The organism is Pseudomonas sp. HR1 (genome assembly GCF_030175875.1).
Taxonomy (GTDB): domain Bacteria; phylum Pseudomonadota; class Gammaproteobacteria; order Pseudomonadales; family Pseudomonadaceae; genus Chryseomonas; species Chryseomonas oryzihabitans.
The window spans coordinates 630,110-644,954 of the sequence record NZ_JASNRF010000001.1; the positions used below are offsets into that span (position 1 = coordinate 630,110).

Annotated in this window: 13 protein-coding genes; 7 read left to right on the forward strand and 6 right to left on the reverse strand. The window is 66.5% G+C overall.

Annotation, left to right across the window (positions count from 1 at the left end):
- Nucleotides 1-50: 50 nt before the first annotated feature.
- The 5 genes from fba to epd form a co-directional block, all read right to left on the reverse strand.
- Nucleotides 51-1,115 carry a class II fructose-bisphosphate aldolase gene (fba, locus tag QKY98_RS02920; RefSeq protein WP_007161286.1) on the reverse strand — a complete coding sequence of 355 codons (1,065 nt, stop codon included), beginning with the start codon at nt 1,113-1,115 and terminating at the stop codon, nt 51-53.
- A gap of 118 nt (nt 1,116-1,233) precedes the next feature.
- Nucleotides 1,234-1,563: an MliC family protein gene (locus QKY98_RS02925; RefSeq protein ID WP_027598234.1), complete on the reverse strand. Its 330-nt coding sequence runs from the start codon at nt 1,561-1,563 to the stop codon at nt 1,234-1,236.
- Complete coding sequence (locus tag QKY98_RS02930; RefSeq protein ID WP_007161288.1) at nt 1,560-1,751, reverse strand: hypothetical protein; 192 nt, start codon at nt 1,749-1,751, stop codon at nt 1,560-1,562. The genes QKY98_RS02925 and QKY98_RS02930 overlap by 4 nt, the downstream gene beginning before the upstream one ends.
- A gap of 5 nt (nt 1,752-1,756) precedes the next feature.
- A complete protein-coding gene (locus QKY98_RS02935; protein ID WP_284670310.1) occupies nt 1,757-2,920 on the reverse strand; it encodes a phosphoglycerate kinase in 1,164 nt (387 codons plus the stop codon).
- A 27-nt stretch (nt 2,921-2,947) separates the two neighbouring features.
- Nucleotides 2,948-3,991 carry an erythrose-4-phosphate dehydrogenase gene (epd, locus tag QKY98_RS02940; protein ID WP_027598232.1) on the reverse strand — a complete coding sequence of 348 codons (1,044 nt, stop codon included), beginning with the start codon at nt 3,989-3,991 and terminating at the stop codon, nt 2,948-2,950.
- A gap of 463 nt (nt 3,992-4,454) precedes the next feature.
- Between epd and nrdH the strand changes: the two genes are divergently transcribed.
- From nrdH to QKY98_RS02975, 7 genes are all read left to right on the forward strand, one after another.
- Nucleotides 4,455-4,679 carry a glutaredoxin-like protein NrdH gene (gene nrdH / locus QKY98_RS02945; protein ID WP_007161291.1) on the forward strand — a complete coding sequence of 75 codons (225 nt, stop codon included), beginning with the start codon at nt 4,455-4,457 and terminating at the stop codon, nt 4,677-4,679.
- A gap of 10 nt (nt 4,680-4,689) precedes the next feature.
- Nucleotides 4,690-5,094 carry a class Ib ribonucleoside-diphosphate reductase assembly flavoprotein NrdI gene (nrdI, locus tag QKY98_RS02950; RefSeq protein WP_284670311.1) on the forward strand — a complete coding sequence of 135 codons (405 nt, stop codon included), beginning with the start codon at nt 4,690-4,692 and terminating at the stop codon, nt 5,092-5,094.
- The gene (gene nrdE, locus QKY98_RS02955) at nt 5,076-7,217 is read left to right on the forward strand and encodes a class 1b ribonucleoside-diphosphate reductase subunit alpha (protein WP_284670312.1); all 2,142 of its coding nucleotides are present in this window, start codon (nt 5,076-5,078) and stop codon (nt 7,215-7,217) included. The genes nrdI and nrdE overlap by 19 nt, the downstream gene beginning before the upstream one ends.
- A gap of 10 nt (nt 7,218-7,227) precedes the next feature.
- The gene (gene nrdF / locus QKY98_RS02960; RefSeq protein ID WP_284670313.1) at nt 7,228-8,208 is read left to right on the forward strand and encodes a class 1b ribonucleoside-diphosphate reductase subunit beta; all 981 of its coding nucleotides are present in this window, start codon (nt 7,228-7,230) and stop codon (nt 8,206-8,208) included.
- Nucleotides 8,209-8,705: 497 nt separating this feature from the next.
- Nucleotides 8,706-10,244, forward strand: a complete 1,539-nt coding sequence (locus QKY98_RS02965; RefSeq protein ID WP_027598227.1) for a DNA-3-methyladenine glycosylase 2 — start codon at nt 8,706-8,708, stop codon at nt 10,242-10,244.
- The gene (locus QKY98_RS02970; protein WP_145249174.1) at nt 10,241-10,777 is read left to right on the forward strand and encodes a methylated-DNA--[protein]-cysteine S-methyltransferase; all 537 of its coding nucleotides are present in this window, start codon (nt 10,241-10,243) and stop codon (nt 10,775-10,777) included. Before QKY98_RS02965 ends, QKY98_RS02970 begins: the two co-directional genes overlap by 4 nt.
- Nucleotides 10,778-10,864: 87 nt before the next feature.
- Nucleotides 10,865-12,730, forward strand: a complete 1,866-nt coding sequence (locus tag QKY98_RS02975; RefSeq protein ID WP_284670314.1) for a type VI secretion system Vgr family protein — start codon at nt 10,865-10,867, stop codon at nt 12,728-12,730.
- A gap of 69 nt (nt 12,731-12,799) precedes the next feature.
- Here QKY98_RS02975 and tkt read toward each other — a convergent pair whose 3' ends face one another.
- The gene (gene tkt / locus QKY98_RS02980; protein ID WP_144955052.1) at nt 12,800-14,797 is read right to left on the reverse strand and encodes a transketolase; all 1,998 of its coding nucleotides are present in this window, start codon (nt 14,795-14,797) and stop codon (nt 12,800-12,802) included.
- Nucleotides 14,798-14,845: the final 48 nt, after the last annotated feature.

Sequence of the window (14,845 nt, forward strand, 5' to 3'; positions counted from 1 at the left end):
GCGGGCCATAAAAAAAGGCCCCATACGGGGCCTTTTCCTGCAGCGCGGGATCAGTTGACCTTGGGATCCAGCTCGCCGCGGGCATAGCGCTCGAACATGGCGTCCAGGGAGATCGGCTTGATCTTGGAGGCCTGGCCGGCGGTGCCGAAGGCTTCGTAACGGGCGATGCAGACGTCGCGCATGGCGGTGACGGTCTTGGCCAGGTACTTGCGCGGGTCGAACTCGCTACGGTTCTTGGCCATGAACTCGCGGATGGCACCGGTGGAGGCCAGACGCAGGTCGGTGTCGATGTTGACCTTGCGGACCCCGTACTTGATGCCTTCGACGATCTCTTCGACCGGCACGCCGTAGGTTTCCTTGATGTCGCCACCGTACTCGTTGATGATCTTCAGCCACTCCTGGGGCACCGAGCTGGAGCCGTGCATGACCAGATGAGTGTCCGGGATGCGCGCATGGATTTCCTTGATGCGCTGGATCGACAGGGTGTCCCCGGTCGGCGGCTTGGTGAACTTGTAGGCGCCGTGGCTGGTGCCGATGGCGATGGCCAGGGCGTCGACCTTGGTGGCCTTGACGAACTGGGCGGCTTCTTCCGGATCGGTCAGCAGCTGGCTGTGATCCAGGGTGCCTTCGGCGCCCACGCCGTCTTCTTCACCGGCCATGCCGGTTTCCAGGCTGCCCAGGCAGCCCAGCTCGCCTTCCACGGACACGCCGCAGGCATGGGCGAAGGCCACGGTCTGCTGGGTGACGCGCACGTTGTAGTCGTAGTCGGACGGCGTCTTGCCGTCGGCCATCAGCGAGCCGTCCATCATCACCGAGGAGAAGCCCAGCTGGATGGAGCGCTGGCAGACGTCGGGGCTGGTGCCGTGGTCCTGGTGCATGACCACCGGGATGTGCGGGAATTCTTCCACCGCGGCCAGGATCAGGTGACGCAGGAAGGGAGCGCCGGCGTACTTGCGGGCACCGGCGGAGGCCTGGACGATGACCGGCGAATCGGTCTTGTCGGCGGCTTCCATGATGGCGCGCATCTGCTCGAGGTTGTTGACGTTGAAGGCCGGGACGCCGTAGCCGAATTCGGCGGCGTGATCCAGCAGCTGACGCATGCTGACGAGTGCCATTGGTGATTATCTCCCTACAAAGGCGGTGGTGGCGCCAGCCTGCATGAGCGGCTGGCAGGGTTCAAGCGGCCGACCCCTGGCCGCCCTGGATTAATCGGTTCAGCTGACATTCGCCGCTTCAAGGCGTCCGGCAGCCGCGGCCGATGAGGTCGTTGTTGGCGATCCAGTAGACGAGTCCCTGGTCGCCGCGGATATGCAAAGCCACCAGCCCGTCGGTATAGGACTGGCCATCGGTGGCCGGTTCGCGGTTGAGATGGCGGATCAGGCCATCGCCTTCCAGCTTGAGGTCGACGATGGACTGGCTGCGATCCACATAGCGCCAGTCGAAGGCCGCCTTGGAATCACAGACCCAGTGGGTCCAGCCGCCCGTCTGCTGCGCGCCGCGACCGGCACAGCCGGTCAGCACGGCGAGACCCAGCAGACCGAGGGCGAGCGTGCGCCCCTTCACTGGGCGCAACCGCTGGCAGGACGGCTGGCGTTGCCATTGAGCGTATCGACCCGCTCGCCATTCTGCGCCGTGGGCGTGGCGGCTGCCGCCGGTGGCGGCGCGAACACCGCGCAGGCCTTGTCGGCATTGCCACCGGCGCAACCGGCCAGCATCAGGACAGCGGAACAGACGAGCAGCGGCGTACGCATGGCGATTACTCCTGGGCGCGTTGCTGGAGGACTTCGACGGCCGGCAGGACCTTGCCCTCGACGAATTCGAGGAAGGCGCCGCCACCGGTGGAGATATAGGAGACCTTCTCGCCGATGCCGTACTTGTCGATGGCGGCCAGGGTGTCGCCACCCCCGGCGATGGAGAAGGCGTCGCTGTCGGCGATGGCCTGGGCCAGGGTGCGGGTGCCTTCGCCGAACTGGTCGAATTCGAAGACGCCCACCGGACCGTTCCAGAGGATGGTCTTGGCAGACTTGAGCAGGTCGGCGAATTGCTGGGCGCTGACCGGGCCGATGTCGAGGATCATGTCGTCGTCGGCCACGTCGTTGATCGACTTGGTAGTGGCCTGGGCGGTCTCGGCGAATTCCTTGGCGACCACCACGTCCACCGGCAGCGGCACGCTGACCTTGGCGGCGATGGCCTTGGCGGTGTCCACCAGATCGGCTTCGTACAGCGACCTGCCGACCTTGTAGCCGGCCGCGGCGAGGAAGGTGTTGGCGATGCCGCCGCCGACGATGAGCTGGTCGCAGATCTGCGCCAGGGAGTTGAGCACGTCCAGCTTGGTGGAGACCTTGGAGCCGGCGACGATGGCGGCCATCGGGCGGGCGGGATTGCCCAGCGCCTTGCCCAGGGCGTCCAGCTCGGCGGCCAGCAGCGGACCGGCCGCGGCGACCTTGGCGAACTTGGCCACGCCATGGGTCGAACCCTCGGCGCGGTGGGCGGTGCCGAAGGCGTCCATGACGAAGATGTCGCACAGGGCGGCGTATTTCTTCGCCAGCTCATCGGCGTTCTTTTTCTCGCCCGCGTTGAAGCGCACGTTCTCCAGCAGCACCAGCTGACCCGGCTCGACCTGGACGCCGTCCAGGTAGTCCTTCACCAGGGGCACCTCGCGGCCCAGGGCCTTGCTCAGGTAGGCCGCGACCGGGGCCAGGCTGTTTTCCTCGCTGAACTCGCCCTCGGTGGGACGACCCAGGTGCGAGCAGACGATCACCGCAGCACCCTTTTCCAGGGCCAGCTTGAGGGTCGGCAGGGCGGCGACCAGGCGGGCATCGCTCTTGATCTGGCCTTCCTTCACCGGAACGTTGAGGTCTTCGCGAATCAGGACGCGCTTACCCTTCAGATCGAGGTCGCTCATTTTCAACACGGACATACAGGCAATCCCTTAGTTGTGCTTGTTTCAGGTGGGCTTGGCGATGCGCAGCCAATGGCCGGCGACGTCGAGCATGCGGTTGGCGAAGCCCCATTCGTTGTCGAACCACACCAGCAGATTGACCAGCCGGGGGCCGGAAACGCGGGTCTGGCTGCCATCGACGATGGCGGAATGGGGATCGTGGTTGAAATCGCAGGAGGCGTGGGGCAACTCGGTGTAGTCGATCAGCCCGGCCAGGGGACCGCTCTGGGCGGCGTCACGCAACAGGGTGTTGAGCGCCGGCGCCGTGGTGTCGCGGCCGACGATGCAGGTGATGTCCAGGCAGGAGACGTTGACCGTGGGTACGCGCACGGCGCGGGCCTGGATGCGCCCGCCGAGCTCGGGCAGCAGGCGTTCGATGCCGCGCGCCAGGCCGGTCGCCACCGGGATGATCGACTGGAACGCCGATCGCGTCCGCCGCAGATCTTCGGCATGGTAGGCGTCGATCACGGGCTGGTCGTTCATGGCCGAGTGGATCGTGGTGATGGAGACGTACTCCAGACCCAGGGTCTCGTGCAAAAGTTTCAGCACCGGGACGCTGCAATTGGTGGTGCAGGACGCATTCGAGACCAGCGTCTCGTCACCGCGCAGGGCCTGCTGGTTGACGCCATAGACCACGGTGGCGTCGACGTCGGTCTCGCTGACCATGGGCTGGGAGAACAGCACCCGCGGTGCGCCGGCGGCGAGAAAGCGCCCGGCCTCGGCACGGGTGCTGAAGGCGCCGGAGCATTCCAGCACCAGATCGACGTCCAGCGCGCGCCAGTCCACCCGGTCGGGCTCCGCCTCGCGACGGATCTCCAGGGCCTGGTCGCCGATGCGCAGGCGTTCGCCGTCCAGCGCCACCCGCCCGGGAAAGCGGCCATGGGTGGAGTCGAAGCGGGTCAGGTATTCGAGACTGGGCCGGTCGGCCAGGTCGTTGAGGGCGACGATGGCGAGCTCGCTCGCCGCACCGCGCTCGTGCAGGGCACGCAACACGCAACGACCGATGCGACCGTAGCCGTTGAGAGCGAGGCGATAGCGAGCGGAACTCATGCGTGAACGGACTCGGGCGCAAGCGAAAGGCCGATTATGCGGCGGTTCGACGACGAATGGGAGTCGCGAGCGTAGTCCGGTCGACTTTCGCACTACAAAAAGGCGCTCTCCTTGGCAGACAGGAAAGAAATCCACCCTCTGGCCAGACGCCCCTGCCGCAGCCACGGCGTCTGGCGGTCTGCAGGGAGAGGTCCGCAGGTAGCCCCAGGGGCGGAGGGACTACCTGGTTCAGCGGCCATGGCCTGACAAAATCGTCATCCAGGCGTGATAGAGCAGAGCCATGACCCAGATCAAAATCCCCACTTGTTGTGGTGTAGAAATTCAAAAACACCATATGTAGTATCTGGACCGAACTTGAGGCCCAAGTCGAACTCAAAGGAAAGGACCCGTGCCGCCCCGGCAGATCCCGGCTGGCGACAGGCTTTTTCCTTTGAGTTCGCCCCACTACGGACAGGAGTCAGCCATGACCATCACCATCTACAGCAAGCCCGCCTGCGTGCAGTGCAACGCCACCTATCGCGCCCTGGATCGCCAGGGCATCGCCTACCAGGTGGTGGACATCGAGCAGGACGCCAAGGCGCGCCAGACCGTGGAATCCCTGGGTTATCGCCAGGTGCCGGTGGTGGTGGCCGGTGACGACCACTGGGCCGGCTTCCGCCCGGACAAGCTCGGCCAGCTGGTGGCCTGAGGCCAGGACCATGGGCGAGCTGCTGTATTTCTCCAGCACCTCGGAGAACACCCACAGATTCGTCGAGAAACTCGGACTGCCAGCGCGGCGCATCCCCCAGGATCCCGCCGCCGAACCGCTCAAGGCTCGCGAGCCCTACATCCTGGTCTTGCCGACCTATGGCGGCGGCGGCAGCAAGGGCGCGGTGCCCAAGCCGGTGATCCACTTTCTCAACGATCCGCACAATCGCGCTCTGATCCGCGGCGTCATCGCCGCCGGCAACACCAACTTCGGCGAGGGCTACTGCCTGGGCGGACGCATCGTCGCCCAGAAATGCGCGGTACCCATGCTCTACCAATTCGAATTGCTCGGCACGACGGAAGACGTCGACCGGGTGCGCACGGGAGTGAACGACTTTTGGCAACGTCAGGCCTGACCCCGACCGGCAGCGAGGCGGACTACCACGCGCTCAACGCTATGCTCAATCTCTACGGCCCCAACGGCGAGCTGCAGCTGGACAAGGACCGCCAGGCGGCGCGCCAGTACTTCCTGCAGCACGTCAACCAGAACACCGTGTTCTTCCATAACCTGGACGAGAAACTCGGCTATCTGGTGGACAAGGGCTACTACGAGGCGGCGATGCTGGAGCAATACGCGCCGGTCTTCGTCAAGGCGCTGTTCGAGCGCGCCTACGCCTACAAATTCCGCTTCCAGAGCTTCCTGGGCGCCTTCAAGTACTACACCAGCTATACCCTCAAGACCTTCGATGGCCAGCGCTACCTGGAGCGCTACGAGGATCGGGTGTGCATGGTCGCCCTGAGTCTGGCCCGTGGTGACGAGGGCCTGGCCGAGTCCTTGGTGGACGAGATGATCAGCGGGCGCTTCCAGCCGGCCACGCCGACCTTTCTCAACGCCGGCAAGCGCCAGCGCGGCGAGTTGGTGTCCTGCTTCCTGTTGCGCATCGAAGACAACATGGAGTCCATCGGCCGCGCGGTGAATTCGGCGCTGCAGCTGTCCAAGCGTGGCGGCGGCGTGGCCTTTCTGCTGAGCAACGTGCGCGAGGTGGGGGCGCCGATCAAGCGCATCGAGAACCAGTCTTCCGGCATCATCCCGATCATGAAACTGCTGGAAGACGCCTTCTCCTACGCCAACCAGCTGGGTTCGCGCCAGGGCGCCGGGGCCGTCTATCTCAATGCCCACCACCCGGACATCCTGAGATTCCTCGATACCAAGCGCGAGAACGCCGACGAGAAGATCCGCATCAAGACCCTGTCCCTTGGCGTGGTCATCCCGGACATCACCTTCGAGCTGGCCAAGCGCAACGCCGACATGTACCTGTTCTCGCCCTACGACGTGGAACGGGTCTATGGCGTGCCCTTCGCCGACATCAGCGTGAGTGACAAGTACGCGGAGATGGTGGCCGATGCGCGCATCCGCAAGCGCAAGATCAACGCCCGGGAATTCTTCCAGACCCTGGCGGAGATCCAGTTCGAATCCGGCTATCCGTACCTGATGTTCGAAGACACGGTGAATCGCGCCAATCCCATCGCCGGGCGCATCAACATGAGCAACCTCTGCTCGGAGATCCTCCAGGTCAACACCCCCAGCCGCTTCGACGAAGACCTGGGCTACGAGCATGTCGGCCAGGACATTTCCTGCAACCTGGGCTCGCTGAACATCGCCCGCACCATGGATTCGCCGGATCTGGGCCGCACCGTGGAAACCGCCATCCGCGGCCTCACGGCGGTCTCGGAAATGAGCGACATTCGCTGCGTACCCTCGGTGGCCGCCGGCAACGCCGCCTCCCACGCCATCGGCCTGGGGCAGATGAACCTGCACGGTTACCTGGCCCGCGAGCACATCCACTACGGCTCGGCCGAAGGCCTGGATTTCACCAATCTGTACTTCTACACCGTCACCTACCATGCGGTGCGCGCCTCCAATCGCCTGGCCATCGAGCGCGGCCAGAGCTTCCAGGGCTTCGCCGATTCCAAGTACGCCAGCGGCGAGTATTTCGATCAGTACACCGAGGGCGACTTCACCCCGCGCACCCCGCGGGTGGCCGAGTTGTTCGAGGTGGCCGGCATCCGCCTGCCGACCCGCGCGGACTGGCAGGAACTCAAGGCCTCGGTGATGGCGCACGGGTTGTTCAACCGCAACCTCCAGGCCATCCCGCCGACCGGCTCGATCTCCTACATCAACCACTCCACCTCGAGCATCCACCCCATCGTCGCCAAGGTGGAGATCCGCAAGGAAGGCAAGCTGGGCCGCGTCTACTACCCGGCGCCCTACCTGGCCGACGACAACCAGGAGTTCTACCAGGACGCCTACGAGATCGGCCCGGAAAAGATCATCGACACCTATGCCGAGGCCACCCGCCATGTCGACCAGGGACTGTCGCTGACGCTGTTCTTCCGCGACACCGCCACCACCCGCGACATCAACCGGGCGCAGATCTACGCCTGGAAGAAGGGCATCAAGACGCTCTATTACATCCGCCTGCGCCAGGCCGCCCTGGAAGGCACCGAGGTGCAGGGCTGCGTGTCCTGCAGCCTGTGAGGAAAAGGTCATGAATGCAGCTATGAACGCCCCGCGCCTGAATCGCATCAACGCCATCAACTGGAACCGCATCCAGGACGAGAAGGACTTGGAGGTGTGGAATCGCCTGACCGGCAACTTCTGGCTGCCGGAAAAGATCCCGCTGTCCAACGACATCCCCTCCTGGGCGACCCTGACGCCCAAGGAACAGCAGCTGACCATCCGCGTCTTCACCGGCCTGACCCTGCTGGACACCATCCAGAACGCCGTGGGCGCCCCGACCCTGCTGGCCGACGCCGTCACCCCCCACGAGGAAGCGGTGATCGCCAACATCGGCTTCATGGAAGCCGTGCATGCGCGCTCCTACAGCTCGATCTTCTCCACCCTCTGCTCGACGCCGGACGTGGACGAGGCCTATCGCTGGAGCGAGGAGAATCCCTATCTGCAGACCAAGGCCGACCTGATCCTCGCGCGCTACCACGCCGAGGACCCGCTGCTGCGCAAGGTGGCCAGCGTCTTCCTGGAGTCCTTCCTGTTCTATTCGGGCTTCTACCTGCCGATGTACTGGTCCAGCCGCGCCAAGCTGACCAACACCGCCGATCTGATCCGCCTGATCATTCGCGACGAGGCGGTGCACGGTTACTACATCGGCTACAAATTCCAGCAGGCCCTGGCCAAGGAAAGCCCGGAGCGTCGCCAGCAGGTCAAGGACTTCGCCTACGAGCTGCTGCAGGATCTCTACGACAACGAGGTGGCCTACACCGAGGACCTCTACGACAGCGTCGGCTGGAGCGAGGACGTGAAGAAATTCCTTCACTACAACGCCAACAAGGCGCTGATGAACCTGGGCTTCGAGGCCCTGTTTCCCAGCAGCATGACCGACGTCAGCCCGGCGATCCTTGCCGCCCTGTCGCCCAGCGCCGACGAGAACCACGACTTCTTTTCCGGCTCGGGTTCGTCCTATGTCATCGGCAAGGCGGTGAGTACCGAAGACGAGGATTGGGATTTCTGAGCCAACCTCCTGCTCCGATCAGCCCCCTCTCCCCGTGGGAGAGGGTTGGGGTGAGGGCCCACCTCGCCGCGAAGTCCCCAGCAGAAAAGGCTGCGCCGTTTTCCACGCCACGACGCTGAACCGGCCTGCTCCGGCAAGCCCCCTCTTCCCCTGGGAGAGGGTTGGGGTGAGGGTGCCCCTCGCGACGAAGCTCTAGTGGAAAAGACTGCGCCGTTTTCCACGCTACGATGCTGAACCGGCCTGCTCCGGCAAGCCCCCTCTCCCCCTGGGAGAGGGTTGGGGTGAGGGCGCCCCTCGCCGCGAAGTCCCCAGCAGAAAAGGCTGCGCCGTTTTCCACGCTACGATGCTAAGTAATACGGCTTATCGCGGCCATGGGCCGCTCCTACAGGGCAGTGCTACTTTTGTAGGAGCGGCCCATGGCCGCGATAGCTCTCTACCTCAGCGGTCCCGTCCGAAAACGGCCAGTCACCTCTCCCCGGCGGTGCTAACCTGCCGCCATGAACGCCTTTCCCGATATTCCCGCCTTCGAACGCGCCCGCCTGGCGCGGGATCCGCGTTTCGACGGCCTGTTCTACACCGCGGTGCTCACCACCGGCATCTACTGCCGGCCGGTGTGCCCGGCGCAACCGCCACGCCCGGAAAACGTCAGCTACTACCCCAGCGCCGCAGCCGCCGAGGCCGCGGGCTATCGCCCCTGCCTGAGATGCCGCCCGGAGCTCTCCCCCGCCGGCGGCCACTGGCAACGCGGCGACGCCACCCTGGCGCGGGCCCTGCGACTGATGGACGAAGGCCTGGACGACGGCGGCCTGCCCGCCCTCGCCGCCCGCCTCGACCTCAGCGAACGTCAGTTGCGCCGGCTGTTCGTCGAGCGCCTGGGCGCCGCACCCCTGGCGGTGCTCACCACCCGCCGACTGCTGTTCGCCAAGCAATTGCTCAGCGAGACCCGGCTACCCATCACCGAGGTGGCCCTGGCCGCCGGCTTCGGCAGTCTCAGGCGCTTCAACACCGCCTTTCGCGACGCCTACGGCCTGGCCCCCAGTCAGGTGCGCAAGGGTCAGGCCGCGGCTTCGCCGGTGCTGGTCCTGCGCCTGGCCTATCGACCGCCCTACGACTTCGCGGCCCAGCTGGATTTTCTCCGCGGCCACGCCCTGCCCGGCGTCGAGGTGCTGGACGACACCAGCTACGCCCGGGTGATCGGTACCCCCGAACAGCCCGGCTGGCTGCGCGTCTCGGCCTGGGACGCCGACACGCCGGCGCTGCGCCTGGAATTGCACGGTGCCGCCCCTGGAGAGCTGCAGGCCGCGGTGGCGCGTATTCGCCGCATGTTCGATCTGGACGCCGATCCCGAAGCCATCGCCCAGGGTCTGGCGGTCGATCCGACCCTGGCCGAACTGGTGGCGCGCCGCCCGGGCCTGCGCCTGCCCAGTGGCTGGGACGGCTTCGAGATCGCCGTGCGCGCCGTCATCGGCCAGCAGGTCAGCGTGGTGGCAGCGACCACCATGACCGCCCGGGTGGTGCAGCGCTTCGGTCGTCCCTGGGGCGAGCCTGGTCACGAGGCCAGTCGACCGCCAGCCGGTCTGCATCACTTCTTTCCCACGGTGGATGCCCTGGCCGATGCCGCCCTGGAAGACCTCACCGGCCTCGGCCTGATCCGCGCCCGCGCCGGCACCCTCGGCACCGTGGCCCGGGCCTTGCGCGCCGGCGAGGTGGACTTCGACACCGGGCGCACCCTGGACGATTTCGCCCGGCGCTGGATCGCGCTCAAGGGCATAGGGCCCTGGACCGCCCAGTACATCGCCCTGCGCGCCCTGGCCCATCCCGATGCCTGCCCGGTGGAAGACCTGGTGCTGCAGAAGCGGCTGGCGCCGCCCGGCGAGCGCCTGACCGCCAAGGCCCTGTACGCCCGCGCCGAAGCCTGGCGGCCCTGGCGTGCCTACGGGGTGATGCAGGTCTGGCGCGAAGCCACCTGGAAGGCGCCCGCCGACGCCCCCGCCGAACCCGTTCCCACCCGTCTCGCCAAGGAGTCGCCCCGATGATCGCCTACTGCCTGCTGGACAGCCCCATAGGTACGCTCACCCTGGCCGCCGACGACAGTGGCCTGCGCGTGGTGGAGTTTCCCGAGAATCGCTACCTGGCCAAGCGTGACGCCAGCTGGAGCGCTGCCGATCACCCCATCCTCGACCTGGCTTGCGTGCAGCTGGGCGAATACTTCGCCGGGCAGCGCCAGACCTTCGAGCTGCCCCTGGCACCGCGCGGTACCCCCTTCCAGCTGGCGGTCTGGCAGGCCCTGGCGGAGATCCCCCATGGCCGGACCTGGAGCTATGGTCAACTCGCCAGCCATCTCGGCCGACCCCAGGCGATGCGCGCGGTGGGCGCCGCCAACGGGCGCAATCCACTGCCCATCGTGCTGCCCTGCCACCGGGTGATAGGGGCGTCCGGTGCCCTCACCGGCTTTGGCGGCGGCCTGCCGACCAAGCAATTCCTGCTGGAACTGGAAGGCGCGCTGCCGCCGCCGCGGGATCTCTTCGCCGCCTCCCAGCCTGGCACTGCGCCAGAATCTGCCTGTTAAAAGGCTCTAGAATGCACCTTTCGGTGCTTGAGCCGGTGCAATCCTGTAGCGCACACTGGAACTTTCGATTCGCAAGGACGCGATGCGATGTTCAGCTCAGCCAATACCCCGACCTTCACCCTGACGCTGGACGGCGTCGCCCAGGATTTCCAGGTGCTCGCCTTCGACGGCCACGAGGCCATCGGCCAGCCCTATCGCTTCCAGCTCGAGCTGGTCAGCGAGCGCCCGGACTGGCCGCTGGAAGCGCTGTTGCAGCGGCCCGCCTTTCTCGCCCTGGGTCCGGGTGACCAGGGCATCCACGGCCAGCTCGCCGCCGTGGCCCAGGGCGATACGGGCCGGCGCCTGACCCGCTATCGCGCCGAACTGGTGCCGCGCCTGGCTGCCCTGGCCCACCGCGTCAATTCCCGCATCTTCCAGGGACGCAGCGTGCCCGAGATCCTGGCGCAGCTGCTCGAGGAGCACGGCATCCTCGACGGCGACTATCGCTTCGCCCTGGGGCCAACGCGCTATCCGCCGCGCGACTACTGCGTGCAGTACGGCGAAAGCGATCTGGCCTTTCTCACCCGCCTCTGCGAAGAAGAGGGCCTGCACTTCCACCACCAGCATCGCCGCGACGGTCATGTGCTGGTGTTTGGCGATGACGCCACCGGCTTTGCGCGGCTGGGCGCCACCCGTTATCGACCCGGCAGTGGTCTGGTGACGGACGAACCCGTGATCAGTCGCCTGGCGGTCGGCCTGCAGATCCGCAGCAGCGCCGCGACCCTGCACGATCACGACCCATTGCAACCTCGGCTGCGCCTGCACAGCAGTACGGACGCCACGGCCCAGCCCGTGCTGGAAGACTATGGCTTTCCCGGCCGCTTCACCGATCGCGCTACCGGCCAGCGCCTGAGCAGCCGGCGCCTGGAGCGCCTGCGAGGGGACGCCGTTCAGGCCGAGGGTGCGAGCGACCAGCCCAGCCTGGTGAGCGGGCATTTCCTGCCGTTGGAACAGCACCCGCGCGCCGACTGGAATCAGCTCTGGTTGCTGACCGAGATCCAGCACCAGGGTCGCCAGCCCCAGGTCCTGGAGGAAGACGCCACCGACGCCATCCCGGCCGACGGCTGGCGCCAGGGCTATCGCAATAGCTTCGTCGCCCGGCCCTGGGCGCAGCCCTTCCGCCTGCCCCTGCGCCATCCCAAGCCCAGGCTGCTGGGCGCCCAGAGCGCCGTGGTCACCGGACCGGCCGGCGAGGACATCCATTGCGATGCCCTGGGCCGGATCAAGGTGCAATTCCACTGGGATCGACAGGGCCGCGCCGATGAGCGCACCAGCTGCTGGCTGCGGGTCGCCAGCGGCTGGGCGGGTGACGGCCACGGCGCCCTGGCGGTGCCGCGGATCGGCATGGAGGTGCTGGTGGGCTTTCTCGAGGGGGATCCCGACCAACCCCTGGTGATCGGCTGCCTGTACCACGCCGAGCATCGCCCACCGCTGGAGCTGCCCCGGGACAAGACCCGCACCACCTTCAAGAGCCTGAGCAGCCCCGGCGGCGGTGGATACAACGAACTGCGCAGCGAGGATCAAGAGGGTCAGGAAGAGATCCATGTCCATGCCCAGCGCGACTGGGACGAACGCATCGGCCATGATCACCGCAGCGAGATCGGCCACGAGCGTCATGAGCGCATCCGCGGCAACAGCTACAGCGAATTCCACGCCGAGGAACACCGCATCACCCGGGGCGAGCGCCGCAGCGAGGTGCGCGCCGACGACCACCTGGACATCGGCGAGAGTCAGCACCTGCGGCTGGACGGCAGTCTGCTGGTCGAGGCCGGCAGCGAGATCCGGCTCCAGTCCGGCCAGAAGATTGTCCTGGAAGCCGGCGCCCGCCTGACCCTCAAGGCCAGCGGCAGCTTCATGCAGCTGGAGGCCGGCGGGGTCACCCTGGCAGGGCCGAGCATCCGGGTGAATCCCTGAGCAGGCGCTGAATCCCGGGCATAAAAAAGCCACGCCTCAGCGTGGCTTTTTCTATTAGCGCGGCAGGACTCAGTCTTCCAGCAACTCGCCAGCCACCGCCAGGACGTTGTCCAGGGTGAAGCCGAAGTGCTCGAACAGCGCGGCCGCCGGGGCGGATTCGCCGTAGGTGTGCATGCCGATGATGCGCCCGTCGAGACCGACGTACTTGTACCAGAAGTCGGCGATGCCGGCTTCGATGGCGATGCGGGCACCGACTTCCACCGGCAGGACCTGCTGGCGGTACTCGGGGCTCTGGCGGTCGAAGACGCTGGTGCTGGGCATGGAGACCACGCGCACCTGGCGCCCTTCGGCGCTCAGGCGCTCGTAGGCCTGCACCGCCAGGCCGACTTCGGAGCCGGTGGCGATGAGGATCAGCTCGGGTTCGCCGACGCAGTCCTTGAGCACGTAGCCGCCGCGGGCGGCGTTGCCCAGGGTGGCTTCGTCACGCACGCTGTGGGCCAGGTTCTGACGCGAGAAGATCAGCGCGCTGGGACCGTCGCGACGCTCCAGGGCCGCGGTCCAGGCGATGGCGGATTCCACCGCATCGGCCGGACGCCAGGTGTCCAGGTTGGGGGTGTAGCGCAGGGAGGCCAGTTGCTCCACCGGCTGGTGGGTCGGACCGTCTTCGCCGAGACCGATGGAGTCGTGGGTGAAGACATAGAGCACCCGCTGCTTCATCAGCGCCGACATGCGCACCGCGTTGCGGGCGTATTCCATGAACATCAGGAAGGTGGCGCCGTAGGGCACCAGACCGCCGTGCAGGGCGACGCCGTTCATGATGGCGCTCATGCCGAATTCACGTACGCCGTAGTGGACATAGTTGCCGCTGGCGTCCTCGGCGGTGACGCCCTTGGCGCCCTTCCACAGGGTCAGGTTGGAGCCGGCCAGGTCGGCGGAACCGCCGAGCAGCTCGGGCAGCAGCGGACCAAAGAACTGCAGGGCGTTCTGGCTGGCCTTACGGCTGGCGATGGTCTCGCCCTTGGTGGCGACGTCCTGGATGAAGGCGGCGGCGCGCTCGGCGAAATCGGCGGGCAGGTCACCGGCCATGCGGCGCTTGAATTCGGCGGCCAGCTGCGGATGGGCCTGGGCGTAGGCGGCGAAGCGCTCGTTCCATTCGGCTTCGGCGACGGCGCCGCGCTCCTTGGCACTCCAGTCGGCATAGAGCTCGGCGGGAATCTCGAAGGGCGCATGGGACCAGCCGAGCAGTTCGCGGGCGGCCTGGATCTCGTCGTTGCCCAGGGGAGCGCCGTGGCACTCTTCCTTGCCCTGCTTGTGCGGCGCGCCATAGCCGATCACGGTCTTGCAGCAGATCAGGGTGGGCTTGTCGCTCTTGCGCGCGGTGTCCAGGGCGGTCCTGATCTCGTCGGCGTCGTGGCCGTCGACGTTGCGGATCACCTGCCAGCCGTAGCTCTCGAAGCGCTTGGGGGTGTCGTCGGTGAACCAGCCTTCGACCTCGCCATCGATGGAGATGCCGTTGTCGTCATAGAAGGCGATCAGCTTGGACAGGCCCAGGGTGCCGGCCAGGGAGCAGACCTCGTGGGAGATGCCTTCCATCATGCAGCCATCGCCCAGGAAGGCGTAGGTGTGGTGATCGACGATCTGGTGGCCATCGCGGTTGAACTGGGCGGCCATGACCTTTTCCGCCAGGGCGAAGCCCACGGCGTTGGCGATGCCCTGGCCCAGGGGACCGGTGGTGGTCTCGATGCCCGGGGCGTAGCCGTATTCGGGGTGACCCGGGGTCTTGCTGTGCAGCTGACGGAAATTCTTCAGGTCGTCGATGGACAGGTCGTAGCCGGACAGGTGCAGCAGCGAATAGATGAGCATGGAGCCGTGGCCGTTGGACAGCACGAAGCGGTCACGGTCGGCCCACTGGGGGTTGCCAGGGTTGTGCTTGAGCTGATCGTGCCAGAGCACCTCGGCGATGTCGGCCATGCCCATGGGGGCGCCGGGGTGGCCGCTGTTGGCTTTTTGCACGGCATCCATGCTGAGGGCACGGATGGCGTTGGCTCGATCACGACGGCTGGGCATTGCGGTGTCTCCTGGCAGAGGCAGAGCGAAAGGGCCATCATTCTGGCC